14 protein-coding genes are annotated in these 18112 nt (G+C 55.2%); 8 read left to right on the forward strand and 6 right to left on the reverse strand.

Features of this window, described 5'->3' with window-relative positions; translation table 11 throughout:
* Positions 1-19: 19 nt before the first annotated feature.
* Positions 20-2062 carry a prolyl oligopeptidase family serine peptidase gene (locus C5Y83_RS23040; RefSeq protein WP_105332160.1) on the forward strand — a complete coding sequence of 681 codons (2043 nt, stop codon included), beginning with the start codon at positions 20-22 and terminating at the stop codon, positions 2060-2062.
* Positions 2063-2188: 126 nt separating this feature from the next.
* Here C5Y83_RS23040 and mqnC read toward each other — a convergent pair whose 3' ends face one another.
* Together mqnC and C5Y83_RS23050 are read right to left on the reverse strand one after the other, a co-directional pair.
* Positions 2189-3316 (reverse strand): cyclic dehypoxanthinyl futalosine synthase, encoded by a 1128-nt coding sequence (gene mqnC / locus C5Y83_RS23045; RefSeq protein ID WP_105332161.1) that lies wholly within the window; start codon positions 3314-3316, stop codon positions 2189-2191.
* On the reverse strand, positions 3294-4283 hold the full coding sequence (locus C5Y83_RS23050; protein WP_233207335.1) for a menaquinone biosynthetic enzyme MqnA/MqnD family protein: 990 nt from the start codon (positions 4281-4283) through the stop codon (positions 3294-3296). Before C5Y83_RS23050 ends, mqnC begins: the two co-directional genes overlap by 23 nt.
* Before the next feature lie 251 nt (positions 4284-4534).
* On the opposite strand from C5Y83_RS23050, the gene C5Y83_RS23055 reads away from it, so the two are divergent.
* Complete coding sequence (locus C5Y83_RS23055; RefSeq protein ID WP_105332162.1) at positions 4535-5254, forward strand: hypothetical protein; 720 nt, start codon at positions 4535-4537, stop codon at positions 5252-5254.
* 25 nt (positions 5255-5279) lie between these two features.
* Here C5Y83_RS23055 and miaA read toward each other — a convergent pair whose 3' ends face one another.
* On the reverse strand, positions 5280-6236 hold the full coding sequence (miaA, locus tag C5Y83_RS23060) for a tRNA (adenosine(37)-N6)-dimethylallyltransferase MiaA (protein ID WP_105332163.1): 957 nt from the start codon (positions 6234-6236) through the stop codon (positions 5280-5282).
* Positions 6237-6409: 173 nt separating this feature from the next.
* On the opposite strand from miaA, the gene C5Y83_RS23065 reads away from it, so the two are divergent.
* The 3 genes from C5Y83_RS23065 to C5Y83_RS23075 all read left to right on the forward strand — a co-directional run bounded on the left by C5Y83_RS23065 (position 6410) and on the right by C5Y83_RS23075 (position 8078).
* Entirely contained in the window at positions 6410-6766 is a 357-nt protein-coding gene (locus C5Y83_RS23065) for a phosphoribosyl-ATP diphosphatase (RefSeq protein ID WP_261341475.1), read from the forward strand.
* A gap of 34 nt (positions 6767-6800) precedes the next feature.
* Entirely contained in the window at positions 6801-7652 is an 852-nt protein-coding gene (hisG, locus tag C5Y83_RS23070) for an ATP phosphoribosyltransferase (protein ID WP_105332164.1), read from the forward strand.
* A gap of 108 nt (positions 7653-7760) precedes the next feature.
* The gene (locus C5Y83_RS23075; protein ID WP_105332165.1) at positions 7761-8078 is read left to right on the forward strand and encodes a hypothetical protein; all 318 of its coding nucleotides are present in this window, start codon (positions 7761-7763) and stop codon (positions 8076-8078) included.
* 63 nt (positions 8079-8141) lie between these two features.
* Here the strand turns inward: C5Y83_RS23075 and C5Y83_RS23080 are convergent, their stop codons facing one another.
* Positions 8142-10760, reverse strand: coding sequence for a thioredoxin family protein (locus tag C5Y83_RS23080; protein WP_158262481.1), 2619 nt, complete (start codon positions 10758-10760; stop codon positions 8142-8144).
* Between the two features lie 206 nt (positions 10761-10966).
* Positions 10967-11980, reverse strand: a complete 1014-nt coding sequence (locus tag C5Y83_RS23085; RefSeq protein ID WP_105332167.1) for a phosphotransferase — start codon at positions 11978-11980, stop codon at positions 10967-10969.
* Positions 11981-12364: 384 nt separating this feature from the next.
* Here C5Y83_RS23085 and C5Y83_RS29900 point away from each other — a divergent pair, with 384 nt between their 5' ends.
* The 3 genes from C5Y83_RS29900 to C5Y83_RS23110 all read left to right on the forward strand — a co-directional run bounded on the left by C5Y83_RS29900 (position 12365) and on the right by C5Y83_RS23110 (position 17084).
* Positions 12365-15271, forward strand: coding sequence for a zinc-dependent metalloprotease (locus C5Y83_RS29900; protein ID WP_233207336.1), 2907 nt, complete (start codon positions 12365-12367; stop codon positions 15269-15271).
* 191 nt (positions 15272-15462) lie between these two features.
* Positions 15463-16233, forward strand: a complete 771-nt coding sequence (locus tag C5Y83_RS23105; RefSeq protein ID WP_261341477.1) for a DUF1559 domain-containing protein — start codon at positions 15463-15465, stop codon at positions 16231-16233.
* A gap of 20 nt (positions 16234-16253) precedes the next feature.
* Positions 16254-17084 carry a DUF1559 domain-containing protein gene (locus tag C5Y83_RS23110; RefSeq protein ID WP_146117892.1) on the forward strand — a complete coding sequence of 277 codons (831 nt, stop codon included), beginning with the start codon at positions 16254-16256 and terminating at the stop codon, positions 17082-17084.
* A gap of 451 nt (positions 17085-17535) precedes the next feature.
* Here the strand turns inward: C5Y83_RS23110 and C5Y83_RS23115 are convergent, their stop codons facing one another.
* The gene (locus C5Y83_RS23115) at positions 17536-18105 is read right to left on the reverse strand and encodes a DUF1802 family protein (RefSeq protein WP_105332171.1); all 570 of its coding nucleotides are present in this window, start codon (positions 18103-18105) and stop codon (positions 17536-17538) included.
* Positions 18106-18112 lie beyond the last annotated feature (7 nt).

Genomic DNA, 18112 nt, shown 5'->3' on the forward strand with positions numbered 1-18112 from the left:
TCCCACCTGGATCGACCTCATGCGCCACCTCCTACCACCTACGCTCCTTCTCTGTCTGTTACCTTCGCTTGTTTGGGCCGATGGGCCGGCAGACAACATTGCCAGTGATGTTCGCCCCGTGCCACCCATCGGTATCGAGCTTCCCGCTGAAGATGCTGATCAACTCAAATCAGGCCTCGCGAAACTGGACGATCTGATCAAGCGGTTACAGATGCGACGCGATATGCGAACGCCGCAAATGCTGCCTGACGTCGAGATCTTTTCTCGGGCACTCCATCAAGCGCTTGAGCATCAGGAACTTTTCAATCCCAACGACGTGAAGTCCGCGAAGAAAACGCTTGAGGAAGGAATCAGCCGAGCAGAAAGCCTGATGGAAGGGAAAACGCCCTGGACAACCCAAACCGGGCTGGTCGTTCGCGGGTATCGCTCGAAGATCGATCAAACGGTCCAGCCGTACGGGCTCGAGATTCCCGAGAACTACACATTCGATCACGGCGACAAATTTCGACTCGACATTTGGCTGCATGGCCGAGGTGAACGAAGTACGGAGGCAAACTTCCTAGCCGAACACATGCGTAAGCCAGGACAATACCAGCCAGAGAATACGATCGTGCTGCATCCCTTCGGTCGCTACTGCAACGCATTCAAATTCGCCGGCGAGATCGACATCCTGGAAGCGATGGAAGATGTCAAAGCGAACTATCGCATCGACGACAACCGCGTGGCAATTCGTGGCTTCTCGATGGGAGGCGCCGGCTGCTGGCAAATGGCCGTGCATTACCCTGATTTGTTCTTCGCCGCGAACCCAGGCGCGGGCTTCTCCGAAACACCGCTGTTCCTCGATGTGTTTCAGAAGGAAAAGCTGGAACCGACCTGGTACGAAAAGAAGCTTTGGCAGTGGTACGACTGTCCTGGCTATGCCGAGAATTTGTTCAATCTGCCGACGGTCGCCTACAGTGGCGAGCTCGACATTCAGAAGCAGGCCGCCGATGTCATGGAAGCTGCCCTGGCCGCTGAAGAAATGCCGCTGACGCATATCATTGGCCCCGAAACGAAACACTCGATCCACGCCGACTCGAAGAAGATAATCGCGGACAAGCTAGATACCTTGGCCGCGATCGGGCGAGACACGACGCCGCGTCGCATTCAGTTCTCGACCTTCACACTCCGCTATCCGCAGATGTTTTGGGTTCGTGTGAATGGCTTGGAGGAACATTGGAAACCGGCGCATGTCCGAGCGATGGTCCATTTTCAAAACAACGTTTCGCTCGCCACTGAAAACGTATCGCGAATAGAGTTAGTCTTCCCGCCAGGGCAAACCGACCTGTATGTGGGCCGGAAGGTGCAGCTAAGTTTCTTCAATGCCAACGCAACCGAACGCCAAGAACCACAAACCTTGAAAGTCGACGGACCCGAGACGGATCGTTCCTGGACCTGTAAGCTGGAGAAAACAGCAGACGGTTGGAAGGAAGGTTGGTCCGAGCCGACTGGGCTCGCCAAAGTCCCTGGTCTGCAAGGTCCTATCGACGATGCATTCCTTGACTCGTTCGTTGTCGTAAGGCCGACTGGCGAGGCCTGGAATGCGAAGGTCAACGATTGGGCGGTCGGTGAGATGGACCACTTCGTCAAAGAGTGGCGTCGGCAGTTTCGTGGTGACGCGATCGTGAGAGAAGACGACAAGCTTTCCGACGAGGATATCGCCAACAGTAATCTCATTCTCTTTGGCGATCCCGGCAGTAACTCCGTGTTGGCAAAAATTGCTGACCAGTTGCCCATTCAATGGGGTAAGGACGAAGTCACCGTGGGAGAGAAAACGTACAAGGCGAACGAGCACGCCCCGGTGCTGATCTATCCCAATCCGTTGAATCCTAAGAAGTATGTAGTGATTAACAGCGGTTTCACCTACCGCGAATATGCCTACCTCAACAATGCCCGCCAGGTACCAAAGCTGCCAGACTGGGCGATCGTCGATACAACCACCGCTCCTGATGCTCTGTGGCCAGGAAAGATCGTCGACGCCAACTTCTTCGACGAATCGTGGCAGTTGAAGCCGGCTGAGTAGCTTGAAGAAAGTGTGATCACAAATTTCACATACACAAAAATAGCTCGCCATTGGCGAGCTGTTTTTTATGTCTTATCTATGCCTATTCGTGTAATCCGTGGTGAAGAATTTCTTCCTAACCGCAGATTACGTAAGAGTCACCAGTTCTTTCTGGCGCAGAGCGTTGGCCTGAACGGCTTTCATTTCGTGCTCTTTGGGGAAGAGCTCGTAGTGGACGTTGCGTTGGCGTGGTTCGAATCCGAGCTCGATGATCGCGTCCCGGATCTCTTGCAGTGTCAGGAAGTGAACTGTGCCCGCTTCGGCAACGACGTTCTCTTCGATCATCAAGCTGCCCATATCGTTGGCCCCGTACTGCATCGCGAGCTGTCCCACCTTAAGCCCTTGGGTGACCCAGCTCGATTGGATGTTGGGGATGTTGTCGAGGTACAGCCGCGAGACAGCTTGCGTCTTGAGGTACTCGAACGTGCCGCGAGCTGGAACATCGGCCATGTCGGTGTTGTCCGGCTGAAAGGTCCAGCAGATGAACGCGGTAAAGCCGCCGGTTTCGTCCTGCAGCTGTCGGACACGTTCCAGGTGTTCGATACGCTCGGCCAGCGTTTCAACGTGACCGAACATCATCGTGGCCGAGCTGTGCCCGCCCAGTTCGTGCCAGACCCGCATCACGTTCAGCCAGTCGTCGGTCATCACCTTACCGCGGGTCAGCACGTCGCGCACGCGATCGACCAGGATCTCAGCACCACCACCAGGCAAACTGCCCAGGCCAGCATCCTTCAAGCGCGAAAGGACCTCACGCAGCGAGAGATTGTTTACCTTCGTGAAGTGGTAGATCTCAGGCGGACTGAATGCGTGCAGATTGACCTGCGGAAACGCTCGCTTGATATCCTGCAGCAGTTCTTCGTACCACTCCAGCTTGTATTTCGGGTGGAGGCCACCTTGCATCAAGATTTGGTCGCCACCGAGGGCCACCGTTTCTTCCACCTTCTTCAGGATCTCTTCGCGCGGAAGGACGTAACCTTCTTCGCTCTTCGGTCCCCGATAGAACGCACAGAAGTGGCACACGGCAGTGCAGATGTTTGTGTAGTTGATGTTGCGGTCGATGTTGTACGTCCGGTAGTTCTCCGGATGCAAACGACGCGAGACCGCATCGGCGGCGCGGCCGATCGCCAGAAGGTCGTTCGACTGGAGAATCTGCAGGCCTTCTTCCGGAGTAAGTCGTTCGCCGGCGACGGCTTTATCGAGCAATTTTGCAATCATCGTAAATCGGTGTCCTGCCGCTTGGTGCCAGTCCCAATTGCACTGCGTAGTTGTAATATCGCATAAGCCCCTCTTTTTCTTGAGGGCCCAGCGTGAAGTGTAAATTATCGTGGAAGTAGTGGAAACACTCGCTCGTGGTCAGCTGGTACTTGGCCGCTTCCCGCTCGGCAATGATTTCCAGATTATCCATCCCGCCATCGCGGGCTTCCATCAAGCTCTTGGCGATCACTTCCGTCGATATTCCGGGGCGAGCCACCCACATCGCGAACACGAAGGGAAGCCCGGTCCACTCGACCCACGTTTCGCCCAAATCCCATACCTCGACCGCATCGATTGCCGGAGGATGGATCGCGCGGTCGCCGATCAATAATATCGCGTCTGCCTCGCAATCCCGCATGTCACTTCCCAGCGGCAGAGCTTGCAGTTCGGGACGAACACCAACGCGCTCGGCCAGCAAGATCTTTGCCAATGCTGCACTTGTTCTCGAGCCTTCGTCTAAGGCTAAGGTTTTCACCTGGCTGGGTGGCGTGCGGAAGAAGATCTTCACGCTCCACACCGGCCCGAGGCAGCCGATGCAGGCATCGGTAATGATTCGGTAATCTTCCCCCAGGAAGTATTCGATCGAGGGAATCAACGCGACATCGAGCAGCCCTAGCGACAATTGATCGGCCAGGTGAGCCGGGTAGTCGAAGCTGAGCGTGAACGGCGTGCTATCACGGTCCAGGCCATGAACCAGCGGCTTCGTGTTCAGGTAACGGACAGCCCCCACACGGGGCTTGAGTGCGACGTCGTTCACGATCTTCTTCTGTGAGTTAGACGAACAAAGTTGCAAAGCTTTCCTCACGAAGCCAACCGGACAACGCAGGCGAGCGTAACCCCCTAAATCGAGCTGGCAAAACCGCATCGGGGATTCCTGTTCTAGGTTACGCGGATTGAGCCGAGAAGGGAAGGTCGCGTAATCGGCCATGCCAGGGCGTTTACCTTCGATTATCTCGTCAGAAACCGACTCTCTAGTTGAAATCGGCCAGGGGACCTGAAAAATGGGGCCATGAAATCGGAAGTTTCCTGGGCAAAATGACTTAGCACGACGCGATTCAACCGATTATCATCTGCCAGACGATTGACTAAAATGTGGCCTCGGGCCATGTTAGACGCGCGGCTCAGCTTATCCTTTACCTTGACGGGCAGCCCTGCTTTCGAATCTTTTCGCGGAACCACATGGCCGAACAGCAAGAAAAAATACGCGTAACCTGTCCCAGTTGCTTCAAACGCTTTGAGGTGAGCGCCAAGTTCGCCGGACGAGAAGGGCCGTGCCCTAATTGTAAGAAGCCGATCAAAATTCCCGCACTCGACGAACAAGTCGTGCTGCGCGAGCAGGCTGAGTTTGGCGGCGTTAAGAGTGCATCAGGTAAGCTGGTCTTCAAACCTGTTGCGCGCACCGACGTGAAGTTTTCGCCCATGGTGATGGGGGTGGTGCTGGCCTGCACGATGGTCGCCTTCGCGATCGCCTACTTCGTGGGAGCAGCGGCCGAAGACAAAGACAGCCTCACTTGGATGGTCGCTGCCGGATCGATTTTGGTGGCGATTCCCATTTGCTGGAGTGGTTACTGGTTCCTCCGCGACGACGAATACGAACCGTACATGGGGCAAGAGCTTTGGGTGCGGGTCCTGGTCTGCTCGGTCGCCTACGCGGCCATCTGGGGACTGTATGGGCTGCTGATCAGTTACTGGGATCTTAGTAACAACTTGAACGAATACTTGCCCTACTTTGTCATCACGGCTGCGGTTTGCCTGGTGATGGGTGGTTTCGCCGCAGCAGGCTCATTTGATATTCAGCCCCTATCGGGCTTTCTGCACTTCTCGTTCTACATCCTCGTCACGCTGCTCTTGCGATTGACGATGGGATTGTCGGGCTATTACGTCTACTGGTGGAACTGAGTTTATTGGTGAAATCTATCAGCGACTAATCACCGGCCATGTCGACGATTTGCTGGGCGACCGCTTCGGCGTCCAGCTCGCCGACGAGCGGAACTTCGCGACATTCTTCCAAGCTGCGAAACCACGTGCATTGCCGCTTGGCAAACTGGCGAGTTCGGGCTTTCACTCGATCTTTAGCAGCTTCCAGTTCGCGATTGCCCGCCAGGTAGTCGATCACCTCCTGATATCCAACCGCTTGCAAGGCCGTCGTGCTCAGAGGCGAGTGCTTATCGAGCAACTGCTGGACTTCCTCGACCAGACCCATCTCGAACATCGCTTCCACACGCGCATTAATTCGGTCGTGCAGCACGGGGCGATCCCACGATAACCAGAACGACTTGCACTGGTCTGGGGAGACATGGTCTTCAAACTCGAACTGGTAATGGCTCATCGGTTGGCCCGTTGCTCGGTGGACTTCGAGGGCACGGATCATGCGGCGCGTGTCATTTTCGTGAATGCGGGCGGCTGCCAAGGGATCAACCTGCTTCAGGCGTGCATGCAGGGCCGCGTTGCCCACCTTGGCGGCTTCCTCCTCCAACGCGTGTCGATACGCCGGATCAGGAGCAGGTCCTTCCGAAAGACCTCGCAGCAGCGCCTTGAGATAAAGGGGCGTACCTCCGACGAACAGCACTTGTTTGCCGCGGCCTTGAATCTCCTGGGCGGCCTGGGCTGCCAACTGCAAATAGTGCGAAATGCTTGAGTTTTCGGTCGGATCGAGCACGTCGATCAGGTGGTGCGGAACGACGGCTTGTTCTGCCCGCGTTGGTTTAGCGGTGCCGATGTCCATATCGCGGTAAAGGGACATCGAGTCGAGGGCGATGATTTCCGCGTTAATTTTCTTCGCTAAGCACAGCCCGATGCGGGTCTTCCCGCTGGCGGTGGCCCCGCTTAAAAACCAAGCGTCAAGGAAACTAAACTCTTTGTCAGTCGAGAGATTCGTCATTCTCAAGCAAGCTGCAATAGGCCAGACGACCTGGATTCTTCGGGCGAAAACGTTCGAAAGGGGTGCAATTTTCAGTTTACCCCTAGGCGACTACAATACTAGATTCCCGGACACTCGACGAAGGGGGCTGGGACAATTGATGCGTTGATTCTTCCTTAAAAAGGGGCCGAACTTTGTCCGGCGAACCGAACTCCAGTAATCAAACCAATGTCTTGGCCGCGCTGATGGCGGTGATCGAAGATCGTCGCGCCAATCCGCCGGAAAAGTCGTACACCACCAAATTGTTTAAGGGGGGGGTACCTAAGATTGGCGAGAAAATCATGGAAGAAGCCGCCGAGGTGGTCGAAGCCGCCGGCGAAGAGGGGGAAGAAGGACGCCAGCATTTGATCTACGAAGCGGGCGATTTGATCTATCACTTGTTCGTCATGCTCGGACATCGCGAGATCCCCCTCTCGGAAGTGGAAGCGGAATTGGGACGTCGCTTTGGCGTTTCCGGCATCGACGAAAAAGCTTCCCGCCCGCAAAAGTAAAATTTCTAACCGCACCCAACCCCAAGCATTCACCATGGAAAACTTCCGCATCGGTATTCCCAGCAAAGGTCGTCTGGCCGAAGTCGCGACCGAATTGCTCGGCGAAGCGGGCCTTAAATTCCGACGACAAGATCGCAGCCTGTTCGCTCGGGTGCGCGATATGCCGATCGATATCACCTTCCTGCGAACCGATGATATCCCCGTGTTGTGTGCCGAAGGGGCGATCGACATGGGCATCACCGGCAGCGACCTGGTGGAAGAAGCAGAAGTCGACGTCGAAACCCGCATGAAATTGGGCGTCGGCAAGTGTCGTCTGGCTTTGTGCGTTCCCGACGAAACCGAGTGGAAGAACGTCGAGGACATGAAGGAATGCCGCGTCGCAACCAGCTTTCCCAACGTCACGCGCAACTACCTAGAGGCCAACGGAGCTAAGCCCCACTTGGTGAATCTGTCGGGTTCGGTCGAAGTGATGATCTCGCTGGGCATCGCCGACGCGATTGTCGACTTGGTCGAAACTGGAAGCACACTCGCTGCGAACCGCTTGAAGATTTTCGCCGAGATCGGCAGCTACGAAACGGTTCTGATTCAGAACAAGCAGATGCGGCAACCAGAATTGGCCGATCGCATTGTGCGCCGTTTGGAAGGGGTTGTGATCGCTCGAGACTACTCGCTGCTGGAATACAACATTCAGCGTGACAAATTGGCCGAAGCGGAAAAGATCACCCCTGGCTTCAACTCACCAACGATCAATCCGCTAGAAGACAACGCCTGGTGTGCGGTGCGGGCGATGGTGAAGCGGAAGGAAGTGATCGACGTGATGGAACGTCTCGATCAACTGGGTGCTTCCGCGATCCTGCAGACGAACATCGCCAATTGCCGCCTGTAATTCGAGATAAGTGACGAGGCTTTAAGATTCCAGAAAAATACTGGACAATGCCCCTCTACTGAACTAGTTTGAGCTGCTTTCCGAGGGAAGCACTCAATAGGGGCAGCCATGTTAGTCATCTTCTTAGAAGCTTGCGCTCTGATCGGACTTTTAAAGGTCATCAACGATGAAGACGCAGGTTTACTCGCTGCGTGCGGCTTGGCACTGGGCGGCGCTATCGGAACCAACGTGGCCATTTCGGGGCTTTACTTGGCCATGGGTATCGCAGGCATTCCTGTAGGCGCTATCATCGCCGCTGGCCTGCTAGGCGTAGCGATCTCCGCGATTTACGGCGTTGAAATCAAACGCTCTTTCCTGATCTCAGGACTGTTCGTCGTAATCCACGTGGTCGTCATCTTCGGACTCAGCTTCGCCCGAGGCGGCTAGGCCGAGTCTCTGATTGCAGGTGTGCCCATCAGGCCGTTATGCCTAGGAGCGGGCATGATGTCCTTAGTTGCCCATCGCCGTCTGGCTGGGCACCTTCTTCGAGGTGCCTCGGGCCGTGTTCAAGCCGTCGATGACGGTGGCTTCGTCGAGCAAGTCGCTCAGGACATAGACTTCGCCCGGGCGGCCACCGGGAAAGATGGCCAGCAGGGGAATGCTGTTGAAGCCGAGCTTGTTGATGAAGAGCTGGACAGGATCGTTCTTTTCGTTCGTCGTCCAGTCGACCAGAACCGGGGCGATGTCGTTGGCCTCGACGTACTGCGCAACTTTGTCGGTGTTGATCGCGCGGTAGTAGTTCAGCTTGCACGTTGGGCACCAGTCGGCGGTGAAGTCGACCATCACCGTTTCGCCGGCGTTTTGACGTGCTCGAATGTCGGTCTCTAGCTCGGCGAAACGACCTTGGGTGTACTTGTCCCAAGCAATCGCCTCGGCACCACCTTCCACCAGGTAGTTGAACGCAAAGTAGCCGATGCCGATCGAAACGATAAACGCGCCAATGGTGGTCGCCATCTTCGAGGTTTGGTGTTCCAAGGTGTGTACCTGGCCCAGCATCCAGCAGCCGGCACCTAACCCAACTAATAGCGTGAGCGTCGGCACAACCCATTTGTCTTCCATGGTGTAAACCAGGTAGACAACGGTCAACATCATGATGAAGCCCATCGCTTGCTTGAACGCGACCATCCAGTTACCTGGCTTCGGTAGGAACGCGATCAGGCGAGGATTGATACCGATAATCAGGTAAGGAGAAGCCATCCCCAGACCGATGAAGCCGAACACCAGGAAGGTGATAATCGCCGATTCCGCCAAGGTGTAACCGAAGATTGGTCCCAGGAACGGGCCGCTACACGGGGTCGACAACAGCGTCGTCACGATCCCTTTGAAGAAGGCACTTCCGTAACCGGTTTTGTTCGCAGCTTGAGCAACGCTGCCACTTCCCAGGAAGCTGGGCATCGACAGTTCCCACACGCCCAACATGCTCAGGCCCATCGTGTAAACCAACACGATCATGCCGAGGATGTACCAAACGTTGCCGCTCCACTGGCCCCAGGCTAAACCGCCAGTTGCTCCTGGTTCGGCTTTCACAAACAAGCCGACAATCGTTCCGAGCGATGTCGAAAGGACGGCCAGGAACAAAAACACGGAGATCACCCCGGCCGAGTAAACCAGGTTCAGCATGAAGACCTGACCGCGGTGTTTGCCCGCTTGATTGACGAAGGAGAGAATCTTCAAACCAACGACCGGCAAGACGCACGGCATCAGGTTCAAGATGGCTCCGCCTGCGAAACTGAGCACCAGAATCCAACCCAGGCTCGAGCCTTCTGGCTGGTTCAACACGGTCCATTCGAGTTTGTTGCTATCTGCGGCTGCAACCGGCGGGGCGGCGTTGTCGTTGTTTGCTACCGGATTATCAGCACCGCGAGGCGGAGCAGCGGCATTGTCATTGCCGGCATCTTCTTGAACAGCAGCATGCGTGATCTTCGCGCGCTCGGCTGCTTTGGAGTAATCCGCTTTGGAGAAGGCCAAGGGAGCTGATTCGGTGAACGCCGCACCTGGGCCGACTTCCACCATGCCCTCGAACATTGCGCCTTCCGGGCGATCGCACGTCACATCGGTGCAGGTCTGGAAACCAATGTAGCCGACCAATGGATACTTGCCCGGCTGGGCATCGATCGGTACTTGAACCTTAAACTTCCAAGTCGTTTCGCCGATGTGGTACTTAATCGGATCGAATCCGGGAGCGAACTCTTTCTCATGGATTGGGTTGTCGGTGGTTGGCTGCATGGCGAACCAACCGGTCACATCCGACATGGCAATCTGCGTCGACTTGTACCCAATCGTCGAATCGGTTGGCGAGTAGGCGTAGACGTGATAATCGCCGCTAGGCTTCACGGTCAAGCTAACCGTGACTTGATCGCCAGGAGCAACCTTTGTTGGGTTGTAGGTGCCGCTCAGCACAACGTGACCGCTGGCTGACTTGTAGGGACCAACGACACCCTTCTGCTTGTAGTCGGCAGGAGGCGTGTTGGTGGCTGGTTTCTCCGGTTCTTCCGCAACGAGGGACTTGTCGAGCGGGACTTCTTTCATGCCACCGAACTTGGCGACCGCTTCTCCTTTGACGGGGAAGCAGGTGCCGCGATCGTGACAGCTTTGACCATCGAGAATCACCTTGATGTTCAAAGCATCAGGCTTGATGTCTTCTGCCAGCAGGAACGGGGCAGTCCACGTTGTCGAGCCGTAGAACTTCTCTTGCGCAACGGTGATGATCTCGTCCGGAGGAACGATCTTGGGCTTGTGATCAGGCTTGAAGGTTCCCAGCGCCGTGATGGCCGGAGCATCGGCGATTTTCAACTTGGTAGGCAGCGGCCCGCCTTTAGGCTGTGTCGTCGAATAGAGACACCAGCCGCTACCAACGCTCGCGGTGATGCTTAATTCGCCATGCGTTCCAGAGGGATCGACCACGTACTTAGCCGACACATTCAATCCGGGATCACTGGCGCCACCTCCTCCGAGGCCATCAAAACCTTCCAGGCCTTGAAGCAAGTCGTCACCCAGGCCTTGGGCCGTACTGGTAACGGGTAGGAAGCAGAGGGACAGGATCAGTGCGAGGGAAGCCAGACGCATCATGAGAGATATCATTTACCGTTAGTTAAGCTAGGAAAGACCGGTCAAACGATCTGATACCATCTTCCAAAAAAATCGCCGCTTCGTAAATGCAGAAACCGTAAAACCCGTCGAGCGGCACGATGGATCGCTTACCTTCAATTATGCGGGGGCAGTCAATTACCGTCTGTGATGCCACTTACGGTTTGGCGTTTCGAGACAAACTCGATCTATTTCCACGCTGGATGTTGGTCGATCTCTCGCAAGCGATAGCACAAATGGTGCAATCGAGCGTCGACAAGTTCTTCGTTTTGAAAACTGTAACCATCCAGCAGTAGCCACTGTACCCATTTCAAACCGGTGAGAACGACATTCGCCGCATCGAGCACGTGGGCCAAGTGCTTCTCTGCTTCCTTCAGGGGGCGAATCACCTCGATGCAGTCCCAGGTGAACTGCCAGTCGACGGGTGTTTGAAACGAAACCTCGCTGGCCAAGCGGGAAATATCGAGTGCGATATTGTCTCGCCGCATCGAACCCAGATCGATCAAAGCGGAGATCTGGTGATTCTCAAAGCGGAAATTCTCGGGCCGCGGATCGCCGATGCACTGATCGACCAGGTATTCATGACGCCCAACCTCTTCCAGCAGCGGCTCAAGCAAGTGTTGATACTCTTGGAAAGCAAAAAGGATAATGCTCAGAAGCTCCTTGCGTCTCGGATGTTCGTAGCTCGCTAGTCGGGGATCGAGTTCCTGCAGGCGATGTTTCCGCCAGGTCCGCAACATGTCGAGTCGTACCGAGACCCCTTCCGATTTGGCGAGTTGGGATCGATCGTGCGGTGTGTCTTGTAGAATTCGATGAAAGCGGGCAACCGCTTGAAACATGCCGGTCTTCTGCCAGTTCGTGTAGGGGGGAAGCGGTTCTTCCCCTTTAGCCCACATCTGCAATTCCCAAATTCGGCCATCATGTTCCACGAATGTCTGTCCGGAAGTTGCCTGGCAGTAGCCAACCAAACACTTCATGCCGGCGTCTCGTCGCCAGGTGACGGCTTGATGAATTGCCGTGATGCGCTGGACCGAAAAGCCCTCCGGCATACACTTTAAGCAGAAGCTTCCCCAGGGGCTTTCGACTTGCCAAACGTCACTTCCACTCAGTCCACCCTTGAGTCGCGTGACGTTTCCGCTCCGGATCCCTTCCAAGCGGAAGTTGGCGAGAACGTGACGAAGCGTGTCAAAATTATGGTCCATTTTCCCAGTTTCTTCTGACTCCTCGCGTTCGAGGCAAAGAGATTCTGCGGTGTTGAGATCGGGCCGTTTTTTGCGACTCTAATCCAATTTATTGCTACAACCGGCTTTTCTTTCCTAATTTTGCGTGCGCAGAATAGAACAATTACGGCATGTGCTCAGTGTAGGGTATATTTTCCAGACACTCGAAGCAGACCCTTTCGGGAAGTTTTTCGTGTTTCGTTGTCTTTTTTTCGCAAGATAACGGGACGAGGAGCCTCTAGTAAGCAGAGAGTCTTTCGCAGCCTGGGAAGAATGGGACAGTCTTCCACCTCCCGCTGAAACCGGAACACGACAAACCTGTCGATCATCTCCCCCTCCTTTATCAATTGTAGAAGAGTAGTACGCATGAAAATGCCTTCATTATGGCGATGGTCGTCCGCGCTGTGCGCGACGGCTTTGGTCGCACTGGCCTCGGCAAGCCCTGCATCTGCCGATGACATGGCCACCGATACCAGCGGCGAAACGGCTGCTGCTGCCGGCCCTGAAGTAGCCGCCACGACCGGTGGTTCGTCCTCGTCGAGCTCTGGCGGCGGATCGTCCAGCGGTTCGTCTTCCGCTCCTCACGTCGCCATCTTGAAAGATTTCAAGAAAGCAGACGGCCTGGTTCCTACCTATCACAAAGGGAACCGGATGTTCTTCGAGCTCAACAATTCGCACTACAACGGCGAATTCATCGTGTTGATCTCGATTGCCCGCGGTGTGGGGATCGAACCTCTGTACGGCGGTATGTCGTGGGGTTTCGGCGACGACTGGATCTGGAAGTTCCGTAAAGTCGACGACCGTGTGCACATCATCCGTAAGAACGTCCGCTTCAAGGCCACCGACGGCAAGCCTGAGTCGCGTGCTGTGAAGCATGCCTACGGCGATAGCGTGCTGTTCAGCTTGCCGATCGCCACCAAAGGTCCTGGCGGCGGCGATCTCGTCGAAGTGACGCCCGTCTTCATGAGCGACCTGCCGATGATTGGCGAAACGTTGCCAGGCTTCGGTTTCTCGAGCACCAAGTCGTTGTTCGACGAAGTGAAGGGTTTTGAAAAGAACATCGAAATCGGGGTCGAAGCGACCTACGCCTCGAGCGGCCGCTTGGAACTCGACTCGGTGCCAGACTCGCGTGGACTGACCCTCAACGTTCACTACTCGATCAGCAAGATCCCATCCGGCGGTTATACGCCACGTGTTGCCGACGATCGGATTGGTTACTTCCTGACGGCCGTCAAAGATTATTCGCGTCCGGAAGACAACCAGTTTGTCCGTTACGTGAATCGTTGGAAGCTGGAAAAGGCCGATCCGTCCGCCAAGATGTCGGAACCGAAAGAACCGATCATCTTCTACATGGAAAACACGATTCCCTACAAGTATCGCAAGCCGATCCGTGACGGCATTCTGGAATGGAACAAGGCCTTCGCAAAAGCGGGCTTCATCGATGCCATTCATGTCCGTCAGCAGGAAGACGATGCCGATTGGGATCCGGAAGACGTGCGTTACAACACGTTCCGCTGGATCACCTCCGACGCTGGCTTCGCGATGGGCCCTTCCCGCGTGAATCCTTACACCGGCCAGATTCTCGATGCCGACATCATCTTCGACGCCGACTTCCTGAACTACTGGAAGCAGGCCTTCGAGAACTACAACCCGCAAGCGACCGAAGCTTTGTTGGGTGGCCCGGTTGATGTCCACAACATGGAAGAGTTCCTGAAGAACAATCCGGTCCTTTCGCCGAAGCATCAGTGCATGCTCTCGGGTGGCATGTCGCAGCAGTTCGCCTTTGCAGCTGCCGCCGTGATGGCCGATGCGGAAAAGGAAAAGAAGAAAAAGAAGAAGGAAAAAGCCGAAGCTAAGGAAGAAAAAGCGGAAGCGGAATCCAAGGAAGAAGAAAAGGACTCGGAAGAAGCTTCGGAAGAAAAGAAGGAAGACGCCGAAGAAGCGAAGGAAGAGTCCAAAGAAGAAGAGAAGAAAGAACCTTCGGCCGAAGAGATCAAGCAAGAGCGTGAAGAATTGCTCGAACGCATGATCATGGAAGGCTTGAAGGAAGTGGCGATGCACGAAGTGGGGCACACCTTGGGTCTGCGTCATAACTTCGTCGCCAGCAAGATGTACAGCCTGGAAGAAATGGGCGAACTTGACGAAGACGAAGCCACCCTGGCCAGTGTGATGGACTACGCTCCGCCGCACATCGCCGGTCCTGGCAAGAAGCAAGGCAAGTTCTACACGCAAACCATCGGCAAGTACGACGTCTGGGCGATCACCTACGGTTACAAGCCGCTTAGCGGTGGTACCGACGGCGAAAAGAAAGAACTCGCCAAGATCGCTTCGCGGAGCACCGAACATGGTTTGGCGTTCAGCACCGATGAAGACACGACCAGCATGTCGCCAGATCCTGACTCCAACCGATTCGACTTCGGTAAGGATGCGATCGAATTCGCGACCAATCAGGCTGCCGTCGTCAAAGAAGCGATGGACGGACTGGCCGATCGTGTTGTTGAAGACGGGGACGATTACTCCCGCGTTCGCCAGGCGTTTAACTCGCTGCTGAACACCCATGGTCAAGCGATGTACTTCGCCTCGCGTTACATCGGTGGTGTGCACGTGAACCGGACCCACAAAGGTCAGGAAGACGCTAAGGCTCCTTTCGAGGTGGTCGACGCCGAGAAGCAGCGTGCCGCAATGAAGCTGGTCAGCGAACAGGTTTTCAGCGACGAACCGTTCCAGTTCTCGCCCGAGCTGTACAACAAGCTGGCTCCTTCCCACTGGAATCACTGGGGCACCAGCTTCAGCGTTCGTGGTGACTTCCCGATCCACGACACGATCTCGCAGTGGCAAAGCACGATTCTGTCTCGTCTGTTCTCTTCGATCACGCTCGAGCGGATGCACGACGCTGAGTTGAAGGTTCCAGCCGATCAAGACGCGTTCACCACGGCCGAGATGTTCGGAACGTTGACTGACAGCATCTTCAGCGAACTCGATTCGATGGACGATGGCGAGTACAGCAACCGTAGCCCAGCGATCAGCAGCTTGCGTCGTAACCTGCAGCGAGATTATCTGCAGCGACTTTCGACGCTGGCCATGGGCAACGGATTCGCTCCGCAAGATTGTCAGACAATCGCCTATGCCGAACTGATCGACCTGCAAGAGAAACTGGAAGAAGCACTGGATAAGGAAGTCGAGTTCGACGCCTACACCCGTGCCCACCTTCTAGAAAGCTCGCGTCGCATCAAGAAGGTTCTCGATGCCGAGCTGACCTTGTCGCGTCCGTAAGCGGACCACGCGATTAGAAAAAAACTAGAAAAACGCCGGACCAACGTCCGGCGTTTTTTCGTGCGCTCGGCTAACCTAGAATCTACGCCGCGGTTCGCTTGGTTTCTATTTTTGTTGGGGGATGTCGATTGTCAGCTAAAGCAATCGTTCTGTTAGTCTTCACCGTGGTTGTCTTGGCGGTCTTCAGCGTTATGTGCGGGAGGCCGTTTCTGCAATGGCGCGAGAGAGCACTTCGTGTCGCATGCGCAAACCAGTTGAAGCAAATCGGAATGGCATTGCATAACTACCACGATACGTATGGCGTGTTCCCGCCTGCCCAGATGGACGGTCATAGCTGGCGTGTACGTTTGATGCCGTTCTTAGAGCAGAGCGATTACATCGAGCGGTATCGGTTTGATGAACCTTGGAATAGCCCGTGGAATCGCGAACTCGAAATAAAGCCGGGACCAGACAAACTTGGCAATATGGTCGGCGGAGAACAGGCAACCGGGATTCGTTATGCCGTTGCCTATCATCATTGGCAATGTCCCAGCGATCAGGACGCAGCTTCATCCCATGCTAGTTACCTAATGCCCGTGGGTCCGCACGCGTTTGGCAGAAAAGAAGGGGGGCTTAAGTGGGAGGATATTACTGATGACACTGCCACCACAATCGCGGTCGCGGAGATCGACTCGCACGAAATCGAGTGGCTCGAACCGCAAGACTTCGACGTTGAAACAATGTCGATGCTTCTGAACGATCCTGAGCAAACGTCGCTTTCCAGCCACCATCCAACCGGCGTGTGGGTCGTGTTTTGCGATGGTAGCGTCGACGGACTTTCGCCTGATCTTCCGCCCGAAGTATTGAGAGCAATGATCACCGTCGACGGCGGCGAGAAGATCGTTCGGGACGAAAATGCCCCCGGTCGTTATCGGCTTGAAGAAGAATCAACGACAGACAAATCGGCGTCATCGCAGCCGTAATCATCAAAGGGAACTCGCACGTGTCCAAAAGAATGGTCCTTAGAGCAAGTCTTGTTGTTGCGGTGGTCGCTCTCGTTGTGGCACTGCTAATTCCCGCAGTTCAGCAAGCTCAAGAGGCGGCTTCGGAAATGGAGTGCAGAAATAACATGAGGCAGATCGGGCTCGCGCTTCAGAACTTGCACGATACTTACCAACGATTTCCGGCAACCGAAGAGGACGGGCATAGCTGGCGCGTTCGCATCTTGCCGTACATGCTGTCAGATCCTTTTTATGGAATGTATCGCTTCGAGGAACCGTGGAATAGTTCGTGGAATCGAGAGTTGGAAAGACGGCGAATCACTGCGAAAAACAAGATAGACGTCGTTGTTGGCGACATCGATCCGGACAGCCCCTATTCGATGGCCGAGTTTCTGTGGCAATGCCCCAGCGATCGTGAACCGAAATCGCCCCACACTAACTACGTGATGCTGGTCGGTCCTCATGCGGCCGGTCGAAAAGAGGAAGGAATCTCTCTGGCTGATATCACCGACGACCCTGCGACCACGATCATTGTCGCGGAAATTGCTGCGCACGATATCGAGTGGCTCGAGCCGGAGGATCTTGATGTCGAGACGATGTCGCTTCAGATTAACGACCCTCACAAACCATCGATCTCCAGCCACCATGTGAAAGGCCCGCACGTCGTATTCTGCGATGGCAGTGTGAGCCAACTTGGCCCCGATTTGCCGCCAGGAGTGTTGAAAGCGATGATCACGATTGATGGCGGCGAAAAGATCATCCAAGACGAAAACGCCCCTGGTGGTTATCGCCTCGATTTAGCAGCGGAGCCGGTTCTACTGAAAGACAGTTAGCTACCAGCGATTTCAGCGCTAACAATTTGGTGATTTTCTGCTTCGTTAGCGAGTTGTTGAGGATGGGGCGAGCGCAAAAAAAAAAGAGACTCCGCAAATCCGGTTAGGACTTGCGGAGCCTCTATTGGTAGCCTATTCGGATTCTCTCAGAAGAGGTTCCGATAGGGAATGTGGCTGCCTACCGGCAACCCGCCGGTAGCCGTTAGGCAGTACCACCTCTACGGCAACTACAGACATATTCCACTGGAACACCTCCTTTCTACTAAAGCATACCCTATGGCCGGACAGAACGCCGTGTAGAGCCAGCCTCAGGTCTTCAGTAACGCCGCGATGCGTGTCGCGACCCTTGTTAAACTCACTTTGAATCAGGTCTCTTAAATTGGCAAGACCAATTTTCAAAACCCGTTTCTCCGTGAACGCCCCTGAAAGACAGGGCAACCAAATTGTAGGTTCACGGGCAGAGCGAGGAAAGTAACAAATTTTTTCTCGCTGCGAATGTCTCCTCGTCCAGGATGGGACGCAGGCCCCCCGTTTCGAGCCCGGCGATAAGCTCGACCCAGCTCTTACAACCTGCCATCGCGTCGGTCGGCGTGATCGAATGCGGAGTAACCGCTTCGTAGGCGCGAATCACCAACGCGTGAATTCCTGGCTGGCGATAATGAAATCGCATGGCCAATGCCTCGTCGTTCAATAGCTGCTCTTCGGTAAGGGCACGCAGCTTTTGCTCGTCTTCCAGATAAATCGAGGTCACTACCTCACACACCAAATCCAAACGCACGCTGCTCGAAGGTGGGGCTTGGGAGAACTCTGGGTGCGCAGCAAGCAAATCGAGGCCACTTGGGTTGAGCTTTGCCGCTGCCTCGTGGAAGAACGTCGGGTATAGCCAGAACCGGTCCTTGGGGAGCTCGAATTCCCCTTCCGGCTCGGAGATTCCGCCCTTGCGGGCCAGCACGATCTGCTGACCTTGGCGAATCGCTTCGCAGACGACGTTCCATTCTTTCAAGGCTAATTGCAAAGACATTGAGTTC

Origin of the sequence: Blastopirellula marina (assembly GCF_002967765.1) — a bacterium.
GTDB lineage: Bacteria > Planctomycetota > Planctomycetia > Pirellulales > Pirellulaceae > Bremerella > Bremerella marina_A.